This is a genomic window from Barnesiella sp. An55, assembly GCF_002161555.1.
In the GTDB taxonomy this organism is placed as follows: domain Bacteria; phylum Bacteroidota; class Bacteroidia; order Bacteroidales; family Barnesiellaceae; genus Barnesiella; species Barnesiella merdipullorum.
Window position 1 is genome coordinate 69,883 of sequence record NZ_NFHZ01000010.1, and the last position, 21,852, is coordinate 91,734.

Sequence of the window (21,852 nt, forward strand, 5' to 3'; positions counted from 1 at the left end):
TCTTTTTTTATCGTTCCCAAAGAGAGGAAAATTCATATTAAAAAATACTAAATATATGTTCCCGAAACAAAAATATAGTTACATTTGTATTAGACAAGGGGAATATTTTACCCTTCGGTTTCGACAATTGTCACCCGGTTGCAACGCGCTTGGAAAGGCAAAAAGAGGAACCGCCAAATAACCGACGTTTATCCATTTGAAAAACATGAAAGAGAAACGATATATCTCCCTGCTGCTTATCCTCGTTGCTACCCTATTCGGCCCCATGCACGCCCGTAATCTGGAGACGGTGGTGGAGCAGTCGCTCGCCTCGCTCAAGCCCCAGCACATGGGCATCGGCGAGATTAAACTCAAATCATTCAACCTGCAAAAAGGCAACCGGCTCACCATCGTCATGAACGACGAGTTTGCCTACCTGCCCTTCCGCAGCGAGTTGGTCAAGCAGGCCTACGACACCGTGCGGGCCGTCCTTCCCCAAAAGTTAAAAGACCGGAAAATATCAATCCTGGCCGGCGGCTATGAGATAAGCCGGCTCATCCCCTTTGCCGACAGCCACAAACGGTTTGCCGTCACCTGCCACCGTCCCATCGTCGAGCCGGTAAACAGGCTCTACACCCCCGACCGTGGATTGCACAACCGCCACATCGCCCTGTGGCAAAGCCACGGCTACTACTTCGAGCAATCGCTCGACCGGTGGGAATGGCAACGTGCCCGCATCTTCGAGACCGTAGAAGACCTCTTTACCCAGAGTTTCGTCATGCCCTTCCTCACCCCCATGCTCGAGCAGGCGGGAGCCTATGTATTCTCGCCCCGCGAACGAGACACCAATCTGCACGAACTCATCGCCGACAACGATGACCCGAATACCTACTGCGAGACGGAGACCGAGAAAGAGAAATGGGGACACGGCGGCACCGGGTTTGCCCGCAAGGCCGCTCTTTATACCGACTCGCAGAACCCCTTTACCGACGGCACCTTCCGCCAGGCCCACACCACGACCGACCCTCGCAAGGCCATAACCGCCCGCTGGCAAGTCACCATCCCCGAGAGCGGCCGCTATGCCGTCTATGTCGCCTACCACACCGTCAAACACAGCACCGACAATGCCCTCTACACCGTTCACCACAAAGGGGGAGCGTCGCAATTCCGTATCAACCAGACCATGGGTGGAGGCACCTGGATCTATTTGGGCCATTTCGATTTCGAAGCGGGCAAGAAGGCCTGCGTCGAACTGAGCAACCTCTCCTCCCACGAGCATGGCAGAATAGTCACCGCCGATGCCGTGAAGATAGGAGGCGGCTACGGCAACATAGCCCGCCGGGTAAGCGAGGCCCGCATCCAGGAGAACCCCGCTTGGGCCGCCATCGACTACGCCCCGCAATGCAGCGGCTACCCCCGATTCACAGAGGCGGCGCGCTACTGGCTGCAATGGGCGGGATTTCCCGAGAAGGTCTATTCGCCCAGCCAGGGTGAGAACGACTACACCGACGACTACAAATGCCGGGGTCAGTGGGTCAACTACCTGGCCGGCGGTTCGGCAGTTCTGCCCGACAGCACCGGGTTGAATGTACCCATCGACCTGGCCTTTGCCTTCCACTCCGATGCCGGCACCACCCTCAACGACTCGATTATCGGGAGCCTGGGCATCTACTTCACCGGCAAAGACCGTAAAGTCTATGGAAAGGATGTGCCACGGCAGGTATCGCGCTACCTCACCGATGCCGTGCTGTCGCAAGTGACCCAAGACATACGCCAGACCTACGAGCCCGAGTGGAGCCGACGGGGCATGTGGAACAAATCCTATTTCGAGGCCCGTGTGCCCGAAGTCCCCACCATGCTGCTCGAACTGCTCTCGCACCAGAACTTTGCCGACATGCGCTACGGGCTCGACCCCCGATTCCGATTCGTGGTATCGCGGGCCGTATATAAAGGCATACTCAAATTCATCGCCGCACAAAACGGCTACGACTATGTGGTACAACCGCTGCCCGTGAGCTACATGCGCAGCGAGTTTACCGGGCCCAACGAAGTGCGGCTCGCCTGGCATCCCGTCGAAGACCGGCTCGAGCCCACCGCCACCCCCGACCGCTACATCGTCTATACCCGGGTGGGCAACGGCGCTTTCGATGCCGGCACACTCGTGACCGATACCACCTATACCGCCACGATACGCCCAGACTCGATATACAGTTTCAAGGTCACGGCCGTAAACCGGGGTGGCGAGAGCTTCCCCTCCGAGATCTTGTCGCTCTGCCGCCACTCACAGGAGCGTGGCGTAGTGCTGGTAATCAACGGATTCGACCGCATCAGCGGCCCCGACAACTTCGAGATCGACACCATCACGGCCGGATTCGACAGCCGCAAAGACTTCGGGGTACCCTACCTCAACGACATCAGCTACATAGGCGAACAATACGAGTTCCGACGCCATATTCCCTGGCGCGACGATGACGACCCGGGATTCGGTGCCAGCCGGGCCACCTACGAGACACAGGTCATCGCCGGCAACACCTTCGATTATCCCTATCTGCACGGCCGCTCGATTGTGCGGGCCGGATACTCTTTTGTCTCGACCAGCGACGAAGCCGTAGCCGAGCAACTCACCGACATGAGTCGCTACCGCATGGCCGACCTCATCCTCGGCAAGGAGAAACAGGTGGCCATGGGACGGGGCACCAGCGGCTACGCCTTCAAGACCTTTGACCGTCCGCTGCGCGAAGCCATCACCCGCTACTGCAACGGGGGCGGCAGTATCTTCGTCTCGGGAGCCTATGTCGGCACCGACCTGTGGGACAACGGCTCCCCCGACCCCGAAGGGCAACAGTTTGCCAACCGGGTACTGCACTACACCTGGCGCACCGGGCAGGCCTCGGTGAGTGGCGAAGTGAAGCCGGCGGCATCGCCCTTTACCCGGTTCAACTACCTCAATATCGAGTATCACAACGCCCTCAACGACCAATGCTATGCGGTCGAGTCGCCCGACGGTATCGAACCCTTCGGCACAGGCAGCTACACCATACAGCGCTACGGCGAGAACCGCATCGGCGCCGGCATATTCTACCGGGGCAACACCTACTGCACCTGTGTGCTGGGCTACCCCTTCGAGACCATCAAGAGCGAAGCCAAGCGCGATGCCCTCATGGAAGCTATCCTATCCACTTTTGCCAACCCCACAAACGACCGATAACCCATGAAACGATTCCTCCTCGCTCTACTCACGCTCCTTGCCGTCGGCAGCCAGGCAGCCAACTTCAAGTTTGCCTTCCTCACCGACATACACATCACGGCCGGCGACTCGTTGCCCTGTAACGACCTGGCCCGGTCGGTCGAGCAAATCAACGCGACCCCCGGCATCGAGTTTGCCATCGTCTCGGGCGACATCACCAACCTGGGCGACCGCCAGTCGATGGAGGTGGTCAAATCGCTGCTCGACCGCCTGCACGTCGATTACTACATCGTACCAGGCAACCACGAGACCAAATGGAGCGAATCGGGGGTAACCGATTTTGCCCGGGTTTTCGGCAACGAACGGTTCGAATTTGAACACGACGGAATCCTCTTCATGGGCTTCAACTCCGGCCCCATCATCCGCATGGCCGACGGCCACGTGGCCCCCCAGGACATCGACTGGCTCAAAAACGAGCTGAATGTCGTGGGTACCGAGAAACCGGTCATCCTCGTCACCCACTACCCCCTCCAGCCGGGCGACGTGGACAACTGGTACGATGTGACCGACGCCGTCCGCCCCTACAACATTCGCCTGGTCATGGGCGGCCACTACCACAAATACATGAACCTCCAATACGACGGCATACCCGGTATCCTGTGCAGGTCGAACCTGCGGGCTCAAGAGCCTGCTGGCGGCTATTCGCTTTGCGAGGTAACCCCCGACTCGATTTTCATCTATGAGCACAAGATAGGCCAGTCGCCCGTGCGCCGGGGAGCCTACAGCATGACCGGCGAAAACTTTGCCAAGAGCAACGCCGGCTATCCCCGTCCCGACTTCTCGGTCAACCGCGAGTATCCCCAGGTCAAAGAGCAATGGCTGGTCAAATGCGGGTACGAGATATTCTCCTCGCCCGCCTACTGGGACGAGAAAGTCTATGTGGGCGACGACTCGGGAAGCCTCACCTGCTACTCGGTTGCCGACGGTAAGATGCTGTGGCGGTTCGAAGGCAGCATGCGCATCATAGGCACTCCCGCTGCCGACGACAACCGGGTGGTATTCGGCTCGACCGACCACTACATCTACGGCCTCGACGCTACCGACGGCACCCTGCAATGGAAGGTCGCCACCGAGGCCCCCGTACTGGGAGCCGTCACCCTGCACAACGGGGTCGCCTATATCGGCGGCAGCGACCATCGCTTCAGAGCCATCGACCTCGAGTCGGGCCAACTCATTTGGTACTACGACGGGGTCGAGGGATATGTCGAGACCAAACCGCTCGTCTATGACGGGCTCGTCATCTTCGGCGCCTGGGACAAAAACCTCTACGCTCTCGACTCACATACCGGCCAGGAGGTGTGGAAGTGGCACGACGGCAAACCGGGCAAATTCTATTCGCCCGCAGCCGTATGGCCCGTAGCCGCTCACGGCAAGATCTTCGTAGCCGACCCCGAACGGATGCTATCGGCCATCGACGCCCGCACCGGTAAAACCGTGTGGCGCACCGGCCAGTCGATGGTGCGCGAGACCATAGGCCTGTCGCACGACAAGCGCCGCATATACAGCAAGACGATGAACGACAGCGTGGTGTGCTACTCTGCCACGACCGACCACCCGCAAGAGTTGTGGGCCTCGAACGTAGGCTTTGGCTATGAACACGCCCCCTCGATGCTGGTCGAGAAAGAGGGCGTCGTCTTCGGCAGTACCAAAAACGGACTGATGTTCGGCCTCGATGCCCACACCGGCCGTGTATTGTGGAAACACAAGGTGGGCAACTCACTCATCAGCACCCTCGTTCCCCTCTCCAAAGAGCGCTGCCTGTTCACAGCCACCGGCGGCGAGGTGGGACTACTTGTCATCGATTACAATAACGAATAAATAAAACAACCCAACGTCATGAAAACGATCAACTGCTTCATTCCGTTTTCGAGCCCAGCTCAGGTAAACAAAACCATCGAAGGTCTGCGGGCCTGCGAGCACATAAAACAGATATACCTGCTCACGACCGAGTCGTGCCACGATGAGGTTGCCGGATGCCAGCTCCTGCCCGTAGCCGGTCTCAATGCCTCGGCAACGATGCGTGCGATTGCCGCCCACAGCGATGCCGACTTTACGCTGCTCTACACCAAATACACGACACTCGAACTGGGATATTTCGCCCTCGAGCGCATGGTGCGCATCGCCACTGACTCACAGGCCGGCATGGCCTATGCCGACTCCTACCATGTGACCGACGGACGGCAGGAAAAAGCCCCGGTCATCGACTACCAGTACGGCAGCTTGCGCGACGATTTCAACTTCGGGTCGCTGTTGCTCTTCAACGCCGACGCCTTCAAGGAGGCCGCCTCGCGCATGACCACCGACTTCCAGTTTGCCGGACTCTATGACCTGCGTCTGAAACTGTCGCAGAAAGCCTCGCTGGTACACATCAACGAGTATCTCTACTCCGAGGTCGAAAACGATACCCGCAAGAGCGGCGAGAAGATTTTCGACTATGTCGATCCCAAAAACCGGGGCGTACAAATCGAGATGGAGGCCGCCTGCACCGAGCACCTCAAGGCCATAGGCGGATACCTTGAGCCCCGGTTCGAGAAGATAGCCTTCGACGAAGGCAGCTTCGAATACGAAGCCTCGGTCATCATTCCCGTGCGCAACCGCGTGCGCACCATCGCCGACGCCATCGAATCGGTGTTGAAGCAGCAAACCAGTTTCAAATTCAACCTCATCATCATCGACAACCACTCGACCGACGGCACCACCGAGGCCATCGACCGCTTTGCCTCCGACGAGCGGCTTATCCACCTCATCCCCGAGCGCAACGACCTGGGCATAGGCGGCTGCTGGAACCTGGGTGTACATCACCCCCGCTGCGGCAAGTTTGCCGTACAGCTCGACAGCGACGACGTTTACCGCGACGAGCACACCCTGCAAACCATGGTCAATGCCTTCTATGAGCAGAACTGCGGCATGGTAGTGGGCACCTACATGATGACCGACTTCCACATGAACATGATTGCCCCGGGTATCATCAACCACAAAGAGTGGACCCCCGAGAACGGGCGCAACAATGCTCTGCGCATCAACGGGTTGGGCGCTCCCCGCGCCTTCTACACCCCGCTCCTCCGCAAGGTGAAGGTGCCCAACACCAGCTATGGCGAAGACTATGCCCTGGGACTGAACATCTCGCGCCACTACCAGATAGGCCGTGTCTATGAGGTGGTATATCTGTGCCGCCGCTGGGACGACAACTCCGACGCCTCGCTCAGCATCGAAAAGATGAACGCCAACAACCTATACAAAGACCGCATACGCACCTGGGAATTGCAGGCCCGGGTCGCCATGAACAAACGATAAGCCACATGGAAATCACATCGAAACATATCGCACGACTGCTCGACGACCAGCTCGCCGTGTGGGAATCGGCCCGCAACAACTACCAGGCGCTGAAGTCGGTACGGGTCAAAGAGATTACGCTGGGAGGCTGCACGGTCAAGGTGCAGTTCAACCCGGCCCGCATCGTCTCGTCGGCCGCCAAGGTCGATAGCCAGTCGTTGAAAGAGCGCAAGTGCTTCCTCTGCGCCGAGAACCGGCCCGAGGTGCAGGTGGGGTTGCCCGACGGCAACTACACCTGGCTCATCAACCCCTTCCCCATCTTCCCCCGCCACCTCACCATCCCGGTCAACACCCACACGCCGCAACTCATCGGCTGCCGGTTTGGCGACATGCTGCGTCTGGCCCGGGAAGCCGACGACTTCGTGCTCTTCTACAACGGACCCAAATGCGGTGCTTCGGCACCCGACCACGCCCACTTCCAGGCCGGCAACAAGGGGTTCCTCCCCCTCGGCGAAGTAGTGAAGAGCTGCCGTCGCATCCCCGTCAGCACCCAAGGTTCGGCCCACCTGAGTCTGGTCGAGGAGTACATCTGCCCCTTCTTCCTCATCGAAGCCCGCGAGGCCGACGATGCCCGGGCTCTCTTCGAAACCCTCTACCAGGCTCTCGAGGTGAAACCCGGCGAAACGGAACCCATGATGAATGTGCTTGCCTGGTACGAAACAGACCGGTGGACGGTAGCCATCTTCCCGCGGGCTCTGCATCGCCCCTCGTGTTACTTTGCCGAGGGCGAAAAGAATATACTGCTCAGTCCCGCTTCGGTCGATATGGGCGGTGTATTCATCACCCCGCTCGAGAAAGACTTCGAGAAAATCGAGGCCAGTCACCTCGAACAAATACTCGCCGAAGTGTGCCTCGACACGAAGAGTATGCACGCCATCATCGAGAAACTCAAATAAGAAACGCCATGAAAGAGCCATCGGTAACCGTAGGAATCATGTCGGGCGAGACCATCCGTTTCGTCTTCAACGACACCTATACCCTCGGCGACCTCACCGTCGAGGGACCCCAGGAGGCCCACATCGAGCAGGGACGCATCGGCTGGAACGGCCAGCTCTACGACCAGCTCGTCTTTACCCCGCAACATTCCAACGACTCGTTCTGTCTCAAGGGGGTGACCATAGGGGTGAAGTTCCACTGGGAGCGACAGGAAGATCAAACCTTCAGAGGCACCCTGAAACTCATCGTCGAGGGCGACCGACTCACTGCCATCAACGAGTTAGGCATCGAAGAGTATCTGCTCAGCGTCATCTCGTCCGAGATGAGCGCCACCGCCTCGCTCGAGCTGCTCAAGTCGCATGCCGTCATCTCCCGCAGCTGGCTGCTGGCTCAAATACAAAAGAACAAGGCTTTGGCCGGGAAGAAACCCGTATCGTGTATCCGCACCCACGACGAACTCATCCGCTGGTACGACCGTGAGGACCACGACCACTTCGACGTCTGTGCCGACGACCACTGCCAGCGCTACCAGGGTATCACCCGCGAATCGACACCCCTCGTGGCCCAAGCCATCAAGGCTACCCGGGGCGAGATACTCACCTACGACGGCCAGACATGCGATGCCCGCTTCTCGAAGTGTTGCGGCGGCGTGATGGAGCGCTTCTCGTCGTGCTGGGAAAACATTGACTATCCCTACCTCGAAGCGCTGCGCGACAGTCGCCACGAGCACGATATCCCCGACCTGCGGGTCGAAGAGAACGCACGTCGCTGGATCTGCTCCTCGCCCGAAGCCTTCTGCAACACCACCGACAAGCAAATACTCTCGCAGGTACTCAACAACTACGACCAGGAGACTACCGACTTCTACCGCTGGAGCGTTGCCTATACCCAACAGGAGCTCGCCTCGCTCATCCGGGAGAAATCGGGCATCGACTTCGGCGAAATCATCAACCTGGTACCGGTCGAACGGGGCCCCTCGGGACGACTCATCCGGCTACAGATACAGGGCACCCGACAAACCCTTACCATAGGCAAGGAGCTCGAGATACGACGCACACTCTCGCCCTCGCACCTCTATAGCTCGGCCTTCGTCGTCGAGCGCGAAGAGATTGCCGACGGCATACCCCGACGCTTCGTGCTGCGAGGTGCCGGTTGGGGCCACGGCGTAGGGCTCTGCCAGATAGGCGCCGCCGTCATGGGCGAACAGGGGTACGACTACCGCCACATCCTCCTGCACTACTTTGCGGGAGCAACCATCGAAAAACTTTATTAACTCAATAAACCATGAATTCGCAGAAAAAAATATCACCTTGGGCTTGGATCCCTACGCTCTACTTTGCGCAGGGACTACCCTATGTGGCTGTCATGACCATCTCGGTCATCATGTACAAAAGGCTGGGAATATCCAATACCGACATAGCCCTATATACCAGCTGGCTCTATCTGCCGTGGGTCATCAAACCCTTCTGGAGTCCCTTTATCGATCTGTTGAAAACCAAACGGTGGTGGGTAGTCACCATGCAGATGCTCGTAGGCGCAGGCCTGGCCGGCATTGCATTCACCATTCCAGCCCCGCACTTCTTCCAGATTACCCTGGCCATCTTCTGGCTGGTAGCTTTCAGCTCGGCCACGCACGACATTGCCGCCGATGGCTTCTACATGCTGGCCCTCGACACGCACGACCAGGCCATGTATGTGGGCATACGCAGCACCTTCTACCGCGTGGCCACCATCGCCGGACAAGGATTGCTGGTTATTCTGGCCGGACTGCTCGAGTCGAACACCGGCCTCACCCCCCTCTCGCTCGAAGTCAAGGCCGGCCCGCAATATGCCAATGAAATAACCCTCCCCTCGACCGACTATGTGACCGACAGCAACAACAGCGAGATGCACTTCGTGGCCTCGCCCGCCGTGCTCGAGATAGGGACCGTGGCCAATCCCGCCCAGGTCGATTCGATAAACGCCTGGGTAAAACAGCAGAATATCGCCAACGGGTTTGCCGCACCCGAAAAGGCTGCCACCCAGGCAAATGACCGGGCAACAGGGAGCCAGCAGCTCAGCAAGTTCGAGCAGTTCATTCAAAATACCTTCGGCGAGAACCGCGAGCGCACCCAGCACCAACTCACCGGCAACATAGGCGTGGTGAAAGTGTGCCTGTCGCAACAACCCAAACCGGGCGAGAAGGTGGTACTCAACACGGTTCACAAGAGTGGCGACCAAAGTATCTTCCTCACCCAGGGCGACCGCATCGAGTTCAACGCCGACAACTGGGACAAACCCGCCTACATCACCATACAGATAGACCCCAAACTGAAAGAAGAGTCGTCGGCCTCGTTCGAAGGGACCTCGGGCAACATAGCCCTGGCCTGGTCGATTACCTTCTTCGTACTGGCCGGCTTCTTCATTGCCATCTGTCTGTACCACAAATACATCCTGCCCAAGCCCGCCTCCGATAAGGCCGTGTGCGAAGCAACCGCCTCCAACATCTTCAAGGAGTTCTTTGCCACCTTTGTCACCTTCTTCCAGAAGAAACAGGTATGGGTAGCTGTCCTCTTCATGCTTCTCTACCGCTTGCCCGAGGCACAACTGGTCAAACTCATCAACCCCTTCCTGCTCGATCCCAAAGAGCTGGGCGGATTGGGTCTTACCACTGGCCAGGTAGGTCTGGTCTATGGCACCATCGGTATCCTGGGCCTCACCATAGGCGGTATCATAGGCGGTATCGTAGCCGCCAAAGGCGGTCTGCGCAAATGGTTATGGCCCATGGCCTGGAGCATCTCGCTCACCTGCGCCACCTTTGTCTATCTCAGCTACTACCAGCCCGACAGCCTCTTCATCATCAACCTGTGCGTATTCATCGAGCAGTTTGGCTACGGCTTCGGCTTCACCGCCTACATGCTCTACCTCATCTACTTCTCCGACGGCGAGCACAAGACCGCTCACTATGCCATCTGTACCGCCTTCATGGCCCTGGGCATGATGCTGCCGGGCATGGCTGCCGGTTGGTTGCAAGAGCTCATCGGGTATAAACACTTCTTCTATTGGGTAATGATTTGCTGCGCCGCCACCATCGCCGTGTGCGCCTTTATCAAGATCGACCCCAACTATGGCAAGAAGGAGGATGCAAACGAAATTGAAACAGAAACAAAATAACAAAAAGAAAGTCTATGACATTGAAAAAGTATATAATTTTGTGCCTGACTGTAATTTTTGCAGGAGGATTGAGTGCACAGAAAACAATGACGGGAATCGAGGTTCTGAAGAGAGACAATTTCAAAATTCTGGAGGGGAAAAGAGTCGGTCTCATCACCAACCCCACGGGGGTGGACAATTCGTTGAAATCGACCATCGATATCCTGTTTGAAGCTCCCAACGTCAATCTCGTGGCTCTCTATGGACCCGAACACGGGGTGCGCGGCGACGTGCATGCCGGCGACAAGGTCGAAAACTCGACCGACCCCTCGACCGGGCTGCCCGTCTATTCGCTCTACGGGAAGACCCGCAAGCCCACCCCCGAGATGCTCAAGGGCATCGATGTGCTCGTCTATGACATCCAAGACATAGGTTGCCGCTCGTTCACCTACATCAGCACCATGGGTGTAGCCATGGAAGCCGCCGCCGAAAACGGTATCGAGTTTGTCGTGCTCGACCGTCCCAACCCCATCGGCGGCGAGAAGGTCGAAGGCAACATCGTCGAGGATGGTTACTTCTCCTTCGTCAGTCAATTCAAGATACCCTATGTGTATGGGCTCACCTGCGGCGAGCTGGCCCGTATGTTCGTGGGCGAACATATGCTGGCCAAAGACTGCAAGCTCACAGTCGTGCCCATGAAACACTGGAAGCGCAGCATGGACTACTCGCAGACGGGGCTCCAATGGATACCCTCGTCGCCGCACATCCCGCACCCCCACTCGGCCTACTTCTACCCCCTGTCGGGTATTGTGGGCGAGTTGCCCTACCTCTCGATAGGCGTGGGATACACCATACCCTTCCAGATGTTTGCCGCCCAGTGGATCGACGCCGAGAAACTGGCCGACCGCATGAACGCCCTTAATCTGCCGGGTATCAAATTCCGCCCCATACACCTGAAACCTTTCTATGCTTTCGGGCAGGGCGAACACTTGCAGGGGGTGCAAGTGCACATCATGGACTATCGGAAAGCCCGTCTCTCCGAGGTCCAGTTCTACATCTTACAAGAACTGGCAGCCCTCTACCCCGACAAGAAAGCCTTCGGTCCCGAGACCGAGAAACGGTTCGACATGTTCGACAAGGTATGCGGCAGCAACCAGATACGCGAACGCTTTTCCAAACGCTACCGCTTCGACGACATCAAGGACTACTGGTATAAAGATGTAGAAAGTTTCAAGCAATTGTCACGCAAATACTATCTTTATAAATAACACCAAGTAATCAACCGAGATGAAAGATCAAAAGTACAACGCTTATCTGAAAGAGGTCGGGACATTCATTCCCAAAGACCGTATCTATACCGACGACCTGCGCCTGCTGGCGTGGGGAACCGATGCCGGATTCTATCGTCTTATCCCCCAGATCGTGATTCGATCGAAAAACGAGGAGGAGGTGGCACGGCTCCTGACCCTGGCCAACCGCTACGACCTGCCGGTAACTTTCAGAGCTGCCGGTACCTCGCTCTCGGGGCAAAGCATAAGCGACTCGATACTGATTGTTGCCGGTAAAAACTGGGAACAATACTCCATCTCGCCAGACCATACACAAATAACTCTCCAACCCGGTATCATCGGGGCCCGTGTGAATGAGATTTTAAAACCCTATGGCAGAAAATTCGCACCCGACCCCGCCTCGGTAAAATCGGCCATGGTAGGCGGCATTGTCATGAACAATGCCTCGGGCATGAACTGTGGCACCCACGCCAACAGCGACAAGGAACTGATATCGGCCAAAATCGTCCTGGCCGACGGGACTCGCCTCGACACGGGCGATCCCGCCAGCCGACGGGCGTTTGAGCAGAGTCATGCCCCCTTCTTGAAACGCATCGCCGAGCTGCGCGACGAAATCAGAGGCGACCAGGCCCTGAGCGACCGCATCCGCCGCAAGTATGTCATCAAGAATGTCACCGGCCTCAACCTGTTGCCCTTTGTCGCCTACGACGACCCGTTCGACATCATCGCCCACCTCATGGTAGGGTCGGAAGGTACTCTCGCCTTCCTCTCGGAGGTGACGATGAAGACCGAGCACGATTACCCCTGCTCGGCAAGCGCCATGCTCTACTTCGACAAGATCGAAGATGCCTGCCGCGCCGTCGTGGCCATGAAAGAGGGACCCGTGTTCAGTGCCGAGATGCTCGACAAGAAGTCGCTCGCCTCGGTCAACGACACCACCGGCACGGGCCTCACGGCCGTACTCACCGAGACCAAAGCCGATTCGCCCGAAGAACTCGAGGCCAATATCGAAGCCATCAAAAAGATACTGGTCCCCTTCAAGACCGCCACACCCATACACTTCACCGACAAGCCCGAGGAGTACTCGCAATACTGGGCCATCCGCTCGGGCATCTTCCCCTCGGTGGGAGGCACCCGTCAACTGGGCACCACGGTGCTCATCGAAGATGTGGCCTTCCCCTTGAAAGACCTGCCCCAGGCTACCGCCGACCTGCAGACTCTGCTCGAGCGCAACGGCTACGACGATGCCTGCATCTACGGCCACGCCCTCGAAGGGAACTATCACTTCATCATCAGCCAGTCGTTCGATACCCCCGAGCAGGTGGCCCGATATGCCAAACTGATGGACGAAGTCAAGACCCTCGTGGTCGATAAATACGACGGCTCGCTCAAGGCCGAGCACGGCACGGGCCGCAACATGGCTCCCTTTGTCAAATACGAATGGGGCGAGAAGGCCTTCGGCTACATGAAAGCCGTCAAAGAGCTCTTCGATCCCAAAGGATTGCTCAACCCCGGCGTCATCTTCAACGACGACCCGCAGTGCCACCTGAAGCACTTCAAGCCCATGCCGCTCACCAACGCCCACGTCGATCGCTGCATCGAGTGCGGTTTCTGCGAGGTAAACTGCCTCACCTGCGGCTTCTCGCTGTCGTCGCGACAACGCATCGTCATCCGTCGCGAAATCTCCCGGCTGAGCCATCTGACCGATGCCGAGAGTCAAACCCGCATGCACACCCTGCTGCAACAATACAAATACCTGGGCAACGCCACCTGTGCCGGCGACGGCCTCTGCTCCATGTCGTGCCCGATGGGCATCAGCGTAGGCGACCTCACCCACGACCTGCGCGAGGAGAGTCTGCCCGCCGGTAGCCTCGGCTACAAGACCGGCGACTGGGTAGCCAACCACTTCGCCAGCACCAAAGCCAGCATCCGCCCGGTACTCTACCTGGCCCATGCCGCACACGCCCTGCTGGGCGACAAACCGATGAGCGCCGTAGGCCGCACCCTGCACCGTCTGGGTCTCCCCTTGTGGACCCCGGCCATGCCCAAGCCCTACCGGCCCCACAAGATAGAGCAACACCCCGAACCGCTGAAGGTGGTCTATTTCCCCAGCTGTATCAACCAGACCATGGGTCCGGCCAAAAATTCGCCCGACCCCACACCGCTCATCGACAAAACCGTAGCCCTGCTGCAAAAGGCTGGCTACGAAGTCATCTTCCCCGAGAACATGAAAAACCTTTGCTGCGGTACCATCTGGGAAAGCAAAGGCATGAGGGATATTGCCGACCGCAAGTCGGCCGAACTGGAAGAGGCCCTCTTCAAAGCCAGCCACGAGGGACAATACCCCGTGCTCTGCGACCAGAGCCCCTGCCTGCACCGCATGCGCGAGACGATGACCCGCGTCAAACTCTACGAGCCGGTAGAGTTCATCTACACCTTCCTGCGCGACAAGTTGCAGTTCACCCCCATCGACGACGCCGTAGCCGTACACATCACCTGCTCGATGCGCAAGATGAACCTGGGCAACATGCTCGTCGAGCTGGCCCGTCTGTGCTCGCGCCACGTCATCGTGCCCGACGAGGTAGGCTGCTGCGGATTCGCCGGCGACCGCGGATTCACGCACCCCGAGGTCAATGCCTATGCCCTGCGCAAGCTGAGACCGCAACTCGAAAAGGCCGGCGTAAAAACCGGATACTCCAACAGCCGCACCTGCGAGATAGGATTGACCACCAACTCGGGCATACCCTACCTCTCGATCGTCTATCTGGTAGATCAATGTACAACGCCTAAAAAATAAAGTCACGATACCATGAACAAACCACCCAGCAACCGACTCCTTTCGCTCGACATCCTGCGAGGCATCACCATAGCCGGCATGATTATGGTCAATAATCCCGGCTCTTGGGGGCACATCTATGCCCCGCTGGAACACGCCGAGTGGATAGGGCTCACCCCTACCGACCTCGTCTTTCCCTTCTTCATGTTCATCATGGGAATATCGACCTACATGTCGCTACGGAAATTCGATTTCCGGCTCTCGAAACCGGTTGCCTGGAAAATCATACGGCGCACGGTCATCATCTTTGCCATCGGTCTGGCCATCGCCTGGCTGGGGCTGACCATGCGCACCTACCACCAGTTGGGCGAGGAGTCCCTGCCGTGGCTCGAACGGTTAGGCCGCTCGATGGCAAACTTCAACCACCTGCGCATCCTGGGTGTGATGCCGCGACTGGCCATCTGCTATGGCGTGGCCGCTCTCGTGGCCCTGCTTGTGAAGCACAAATACATACCGCATATCGTCATCGTCACCCTGCTGGCCTACTTTGTGATATTGGCCACGGGTCGAGGATTCGAGTTCTCCGAAGAGAACATCATCTCGGTCATCGACCGCGCCGTACTGGGCCCCGACCACATGTACCACGACAGCGGGCTGGCCTTCGACCCCGAGGGACTGCTCAGCACCATACCGTCGATATGCCACGTGCTGATAGGCGTCTTCTGCGGCGGGCTCATCATGCGCACCAAAGACAATGCCACACGCATGCAAAACCTCTTTATTGCCGGCACCATACTCACCTTTGCCGGGCTGTTGCTCGAGTATGGCTGCCCCATCAGCAAAAAGATATGGTCGCCCACCTTTGTCCTCACCACCTGCGGACTGGCCGCCAGCGCACTGGCCCTGCTCATCTGGATTATCGATATCGAGGGATACAAGAGATGGAGCCGCTTCTTCGAAGCCTTCGGTATCAACCCCCTGTTCATGTATGTATTGGGCGGGGTATTGAGCCTGCTCCTGGGCAACATCTATGTGACCTATGCCGGCACGGCCATGACCCTGAAAGGGGTCATCTACAACGAGTGGCTCGTGCCCCTGCTGGGCGACGAGACTTTCGCCTCGCTCATCTTCGCCCTCCTCTTTATCGGGGTCAACTGGCTCGTAGGATATGTTTTGTATAAAAAGAAAATATATATAAAGATATGATTATTATAGCAGATAGCGGTTCTACCAAGACCGACTGGTGTGTAGTAAACCAGGGAACACCCGTCAAGCGAATTACTACCGAGGGAACAAATCCGTTTTTCCAAACCGAAGAGGAGATAAGCCTCGTTGTAAAAGACAAACTCATGCCTCACCTCGAGGGGATGAAGATCGATGCCGTCTATTTCTATGGTGCCGGTTGCGCCTTCCCCGAGAAAAATGCTATCGTCGAGCAGGCCATTGCCCGCCACATTACCGGCGCTCATATCGAGATTGGCAGCGATCTGCTGGCCGCCGCCCGCAGCCTCTGCGGCCACCAACCCGGCATCGCCTGCATCATGGGCACCGGCTCCAACTCGTGCTACTACGACGGCAAGGAGATTGTCAACAACATCTCGCCGCTGGGCTACATACTCGGCGACGAAGGCAGCGGCGCCGTACTGGGCAAACTGCTGGTGGGCGACTGCCTCAAAAACCAACTCACTCCCGAGCTGAAGGAGAAGTTCTTCAAACGTTTCGACCTCACCCCCAAAGAGATTCTCGACAAAGTCTATAAGAAGCCCTTCCCCAACCGGTTCCTCGCCTCGGTGTCGCCCTTCCTCCTCGAGAATATTGAAGAGCCCTGCATCCATCGCATCGTGCTCAACGGCTTCAAGAGCTTCTTTACCCGCAACGTCATGCAGTATGACTACAAGAATGTGAAGGTGCACTTCATCGGCTCCATCGCCTACTACTACAAAGAGGTGCTCGAAGAGGCCGCCAACGCCTTGCAGATAGAGCTGGGCACAATTATCAAAAGCCCCATGGAGGGTCTTGTCGCATATCATTCAAACCTATAAAACGCAGTCACTATGTCATTCGTGAAAATCACCGAGCAACCGTCTCTATACGACAACCTCGAACAAAAATCGGTACATGAGATTCTGGAAGAGATCAATACCGAAGACCAAAAGGTGGCTTTGGCCGTGAAGAAGGCCATTCCCCAAATCGAGAAACTCGTCACCCAAATCGTGCCCCGCATGAGACAGGGCGGACGCATCTTCTACATGGGTGCCGGCACCAGCGGCCGCCTGGGTGTACTCGACGCTTCGGAGATTCCCCCCACGTTCGGTATGCCTCCCACGCTGGTCATCGGGCTCATTGCCGGCGGCGACACCGCCCTGCGCAACCCGGTAGAGAATGCCGAGGACGATATGAACCGCGGCTGGGAAGAGTTGCAAGAACACCACATCAACACCAAAGATACCGTTATCGGCATCGCCGCCTCGGGTACCACTCCCTATGTGATAGGCGCCCTGCGGGCTGCCCGCGAGCACGGCATCCTCACCGGCTCCATCTCGAGCAACCCCGACTCGCCCATCTCGCACGAGGCCGACGTGCCCATCGAGATGATTGTGGGCCCCGAGTATGTGACCGGCAGCTCACGCATGAAATCGGGTACGGGGCAAAAGATGATTCTCAACATGATTACCACCTCGGTCATGATACAGTTGGGACGGGTCAAAGGCAACCGCATGGTCAACATGCAACTCTCCAACCAGAAACTGGTCGATCGGGGCACCCGCATGGTCTCCGAAGAGTTGGGCATGGACTACGAGCACGCCAAACGACTGCTGCTCCTGCACGGCTCGGTCAAGAAAGCCATCGACGCCTACCATGCCGAGAATCCCGACTCACAAAAATAAACCCTCGAAACGCCATGAAAAGAATCTCTATCCTTCTGCTGCTGCCGATACTGGCCACGATTGCCTCGCTGGCCCAAGAGGTCTATCACAACAACCTCTATTATTACCAGCGCACCAGTTTGTTCGAGAAGCTGCCCATCGACAGCGACGACATCATCTTTCTGGGCAACAGCATCACCGACAACTGCGAGTGGCACGAGCTGTTCGGCAACCCCAACATCAAGAACCGGGGTATCGGGTCGGACGTGTCGATGGGCGTGTATGAACGCCTGGCCCCTATTGTCGAGGGCAAGCCGGCCAAGATATTCCTGATGATCGGCATCAACGACGTGTCGCACGACCTATCGACCGACAGCATCGTGGGCAACATCGCCCGCATCGTGCGAAAGATACGCCACGACAGCCCCACCACACAGCTCTACATACAGAGCATGCTGCCCACCAACGACTCCTTCGGGCAGTATCGCAAGATTGTGGGCAAGGCACCGCAAATCATCGAGATAAACCAGCGGCTCAAGCAACTGGCCCAAGCCGAGCAGTGCACCTATATCGACCTCTATTCGCACCTCACGGCTCCCGGCTCGACCGATCTCAACCCCACCTATACCAACGACGGGCTGCACCTGATGGGCGACGCCTACCTGGTGTGGCGCGAGGTTCTGCTCCCCTACCTCAAATAAGACGAAAGAGAAATTTCTCGCTTACGCATACCCCACAAAAAAGTCCGACAGATATCGTTTCCCCGATAGCCTGCCGGACTCCCTTTTTATTAACCCCGTTTTATCATCTATTGCTTCACCAATTTCTGGCTATACAATTTTCCATCCGATTGCACCGAAAGCAAATAGACTCCCGATGACAGTCCATCCACATCGACGCGGGCAACCCTGCTGTCTATCTGCCGGGTCATAACCACAGCCCCGCTGGCATTGCGTATCGACACCTGGGCGGTATCATTCCCGGGACGGGTAATGGTCACATAGTCGTCGGCCGGATTGGGCGAAACGACAAACGTCCCCGCCCGATTCTCCTCAATACCTACCGTCACGTCATACTGCCACGAGGCCGACTCGGTAAACGGCGAATAGTTCTGCAGGTCATCGCGCGAAAAAGCCGCATAGTAGTAGGTAGCCTTCTCCAGATTAGTATCTGTGCAGGTCTCTCCAGCCCCGTCATAGACCACCTCGCCGTCTTTCTCGTTGAGGGCAAAGCGGTCGGTACGGCGCACAATGGTCGTCGCCTCGAAGTCGGGAGCCGGATAGATGAGCCCCGTCATGACAATCTCGTCGAGCGTGAGCACACCCCCGCTGCACGGAGTTCCGCTGGGCACTACAAAGTGCAACGAGATAACCCGCGTGGCATCGCAAGCCGTGTGAGCATTGGGGTGCCAACTGAAGGGCTCGAACGTGCGGATATCAAGTTTGGCCTTCTGCCACTCGGTCGATGAGAGAGGCAGCGACTCGTTGTACCACCAGTCATCGGCATTACCGTCGAGGTCGTAGTCGTCTTTCACGATAAGGCGCAACATACGGCTCGAGCCGTCGCCCTTGTACCAAAACTCCAGATAAGGCGAGTTGGCAAAACTACGGGCCTTGTCAAAAGTCAACACAGCCGCATACTCGCCCCATGCCTCGGCAATATCGTAGTTCATCTGCAACGCCTTGCCCTCATAGCCATCGACCTGCTCAAGGGTACCGCTACCCCCACTCTCGCCCACACCTTCGGCAGCCGAGATGCCCGACTCGAAATCGTCAATTATCTCGCTTACCGGAATCTCATACACCGGATTTTTCCAGGAGAGCACGATGCTGCCATCGGCAAAACTCCCGGAGAAATCGCTCGGTGCAGGAGGAGGTACCGTATCCTCTACAATCGTCAGCCGTCCCTTGGCATACGACCGCACCGGCTCGTGCACGCCATCGTCGATCGTACCGTAAATCCAATAATCACCTTTGGGTTGCAGATACCGCACGTTCCAGTCGTATGAGGCGATGGTCTGCACATCGCTCGACAGATCGGTAGCAATAGGGGTACCGTTGATACTGTCGGTCGAATAGTAAAGATTGATTTTGGCCGTACCCTGCGGGTCGAAGCAGCTCCAGCGAATGGTAACGTTGTCGGTCTCCGGATCGTTGTTGCCATTGGGTTCGGTAATGTAGAGACTCGGTTTCAGTCCGTCACGGGTAAAGACATAGGAGTAGAACTCCTTTCCATCCCGGTCGCGGGCTATCAGGGTCACCTTCTCGCCGTTCTCCGAAACGTCGATGGTCGAGAAGCCGGCAATCTTGTTGAACATGAGGCTATAAGGCAGGTCGGCCATGTTGTACTGGTCGCGGTTGGTACCGTTCATGGCACCCGGTCTCAGATAGTGTACACCAGCCTTGTAGAGGTGCTCGAAGTTGTGTTCGTCGGCCCCGAATACCAGAATGTGTTTCCCGGCCAGGGCATGCTTCTCGAGCAACGGAGCAATATACTCCTTTTGGCTGGCCGACCACTGTCCGTGGTAACTGGTCGAATAGACATTGACATGAGCAAAGATAAATATCCACTTGTTGTCGGCGGCAGTCAGCTGCTCGTCGAGCCAGGTGAGCTGTTTCGAACCGGTGGCAAACGACGGGTCGTCTTTCCCCTCGTTCCAGTTGCAGCCGATTATCTTCACATCGCCATAATCGAGAGCGAAGTAGGCCTCGCCCCGGGGGTCGATGCGCTCGTCGGTATCGATGAACCCGTGCGACGGGAGCGAGAAATAGTCGTAGTAGGTAGTAGGCCCGTTCTCGTCGGTCTTGTCCATCGTTTCGTGATTGCCGATAATCGAGGTCAACGTCTTGGCCGTGAGCATGGGTTCGCCGGGAATAAAGAACGACGAGTTCCACACCCGCGAGTCGCCCTTGGTCACCAGGTCGCCAATCGTCAGCCACATATCGGGATTGGTCTCGAGCATGATGGGAGCCGAGTGCTGCCAGATACCCTCGTCGTTGTCGTGCACATCGCTGAAGGCCACCAGACGGAAGTCGGTACCCTTCTCGGGAGCCGTCTTGGCCCGGCACATCTTGTCATAACGACGCACCTCGTCGCCCACCTGATAGTAATACTCGGTAAAGGGGTCGAGCCCGGTCAGTTCAATTATATGAACAAACCCCTCACCCTCGACATTCCATCCGGTCTCGGCCGTCACCTGCTGTCCCAGGTCGGGCGTGGTACCATAATAGACCGTGCCCGAGGGATTCGAGTCGAGCGTCTGCCACAGGATACGCACCGAGTGAGTCGTAGGCGACATGCTGTATGGCTCCTTGAAACACTCATAGGGCAGGTCGCCCACTGGAGCATCCTCGGTCGATACACCCCAACGCGGATCGCCCAGGTTGCTGCCATCGTCGCCGGCACCCACTGCGGGAGAGTTCTTGTAAAGCTGGAAATTCCCGTTGGCGGCATCGACAAAAAGCGGATTCTGCGAAATTACGTTCTCCTGTCGGGCACTGCCGTAGAGATCGACATTATACGAGATGACGTTTGTAATGAGGCTCTCGTCGCCATAGGCGGTAAAGCTCTTGGTATCGTCCTTGCGCTCCGAGAAGGCCGAAATGGAGTTCTTGATGGTCGAACGCCCGGCGTTGAACAGATAGACCCCGCGGCGATCGAAACAGTTGTAGAACGTGCAGTGGTCTATCTCGACAACCGGCGTGAGCACCAACTCGTCGCCGCAATTGATGCGGAAGAAGTAGTTGCTGCCCGTATTGAAATTGAAGAAGGTCGAGTTGCTCACCCGCACGGTCCCTACCTGAGCCGGTGCATTGGAGATATACAGCGCCTTGTTTTCGGTACTGTTGTCGGTCCCGATAAAGATACAGTCATCGACCGTGAGTGTCTCTATTTTCATCGACAACGACACATACAGGAATCGGTTGGTATAACCTTGTATCGTACAGCCGGTAATCGACACCGGCGACCCGTCCACGGTATTGTCGATGCGGATGGCGTCGGCCACCTCGCCATTACCGTCGAACTCGATGCCCGAGATAGTGGCTCCGGCCTGCACCGACACGCACCCTTGGAGAACCGGCTCGGCACCCTCGGCCGCGCGTAGCGTGAGCGCTTTATCGATTATGACATTTTCGACATAGGTACCCGATGCCAACTCGACGATATCGCCTGGCGAGGCCTCTCCTATCGCATCGGATATGGATCCCGATTCCTGTACAGGAATCACTGCGGCACCTGCATAAAGAGACAGCAGACACCCTAGCAACAAAAAGATCTTTTTCATTGTCATTA

The 21,852-nt window shown here is 57.3% G+C and carries 12 protein-coding genes and 2 pseudogenes; 13 read left to right on the forward strand and 1 reads right to left on the reverse strand.

Features of this window, described 5'->3' with window-relative positions; translation table 11 throughout:
- Positions 1–205 precede the first annotated feature (205 nt).
- The 13 genes and pseudogenes from B5G10_RS07640 to B5G10_RS07695 all read left to right on the forward strand — a co-directional run bounded on the left by B5G10_RS07640 (position 206) and on the right by B5G10_RS07695 (position 18,260).
- Entirely contained in the window at positions 206–3,187 is a 2,982-nt protein-coding gene (locus B5G10_RS07640) for a xanthan lyase (RefSeq protein ID WP_087424143.1), read from the forward strand.
- Between the two features lie 3 nt (positions 3,188–3,190).
- Complete coding sequence (locus tag B5G10_RS07645; protein ID WP_087424144.1) at positions 3,191–5,044, forward strand: PQQ-binding-like beta-propeller repeat protein; 1,854 nt, start codon at positions 3,191–3,193, stop codon at positions 5,042–5,044.
- Between the two features lie 18 nt (positions 5,045–5,062).
- The gene (locus tag B5G10_RS07650) at positions 5,063–6,520 is read left to right on the forward strand and encodes a glycosyltransferase family A protein (protein ID WP_087424145.1); all 1,458 of its coding nucleotides are present in this window, start codon (positions 5,063–5,065) and stop codon (positions 6,518–6,520) included.
- A gap of 5 nt (positions 6,521–6,525) precedes the next feature.
- Positions 6,526–7,455, forward strand: a complete 930-nt coding sequence (locus tag B5G10_RS07655) for a DUF4922 domain-containing protein (protein ID WP_087424146.1) — start codon at positions 6,526–6,528, stop codon at positions 7,453–7,455.
- Positions 7,456–7,463: 8 nt separating this feature from the next.
- Positions 7,464–8,768, forward strand: a complete 1,305-nt coding sequence (locus B5G10_RS07660) for a SpoIID/LytB domain-containing protein (RefSeq protein ID WP_087424147.1) — start codon at positions 7,464–7,466, stop codon at positions 8,766–8,768.
- An 11-nt stretch (positions 8,769–8,779) separates the two neighbouring features.
- Positions 8,780–9,271 (forward strand): annotated as a pseudogene (locus B5G10_RS12945) (MFS transporter); the annotation flags it as partial.
- Between the two features lie 570 nt (positions 9,272–9,841).
- Positions 9,842–10,648, forward strand: a pseudogene (locus B5G10_RS12950) (MFS transporter); the annotation flags it as partial.
- 14 nt (positions 10,649–10,662) lie between these two features.
- Positions 10,663–11,895 (forward strand): DUF1343 domain-containing protein, encoded by a 1,233-nt coding sequence (locus B5G10_RS07670; RefSeq protein WP_087879931.1) that lies wholly within the window; start codon positions 10,663–10,665, stop codon positions 11,893–11,895.
- A 19-nt stretch (positions 11,896–11,914) separates the two neighbouring features.
- On the forward strand, positions 11,915–14,713 hold the full coding sequence (locus B5G10_RS07675; protein WP_087424149.1) for an FAD-binding and (Fe-S)-binding domain-containing protein: 2,799 nt from the start codon (positions 11,915–11,917) through the stop codon (positions 14,711–14,713).
- A 12-nt stretch (positions 14,714–14,725) separates the two neighbouring features.
- The gene (locus tag B5G10_RS07680; RefSeq protein ID WP_087424150.1) at positions 14,726–15,898 is read left to right on the forward strand and encodes a heparan-alpha-glucosaminide N-acetyltransferase domain-containing protein; all 1,173 of its coding nucleotides are present in this window, start codon (positions 14,726–14,728) and stop codon (positions 15,896–15,898) included.
- Complete coding sequence (locus B5G10_RS07685; protein WP_087424151.1) at positions 15,895–16,734, forward strand: ATPase; 840 nt, start codon at positions 15,895–15,897, stop codon at positions 16,732–16,734. The genes B5G10_RS07680 and B5G10_RS07685 overlap by 4 nt, the downstream gene beginning before the upstream one ends.
- 12 nt (positions 16,735–16,746) lie before the next feature.
- The gene (gene murQ / locus B5G10_RS07690; protein ID WP_087424152.1) at positions 16,747–17,580 is read left to right on the forward strand and encodes an N-acetylmuramic acid 6-phosphate etherase; all 834 of its coding nucleotides are present in this window, start codon (positions 16,747–16,749) and stop codon (positions 17,578–17,580) included.
- Positions 17,581–17,594: 14 nt separating this feature from the next.
- Positions 17,595–18,260 (forward strand): GDSL-type esterase/lipase family protein, encoded by a 666-nt coding sequence (locus tag B5G10_RS07695; RefSeq protein ID WP_087424153.1) that lies wholly within the window; start codon positions 17,595–17,597, stop codon positions 18,258–18,260.
- Between the two features lie 107 nt (positions 18,261–18,367).
- Here B5G10_RS07695 and B5G10_RS07700 read toward each other — a convergent pair whose 3' ends face one another.
- The gene (locus B5G10_RS07700) at positions 18,368–21,844 is read right to left on the reverse strand and encodes a DUF5123 domain-containing protein (RefSeq protein WP_158098796.1); all 3,477 of its coding nucleotides are present in this window, start codon (positions 21,842–21,844) and stop codon (positions 18,368–18,370) included.
- Between the last annotated feature and the right edge of the window lie 8 nt (positions 21,845–21,852).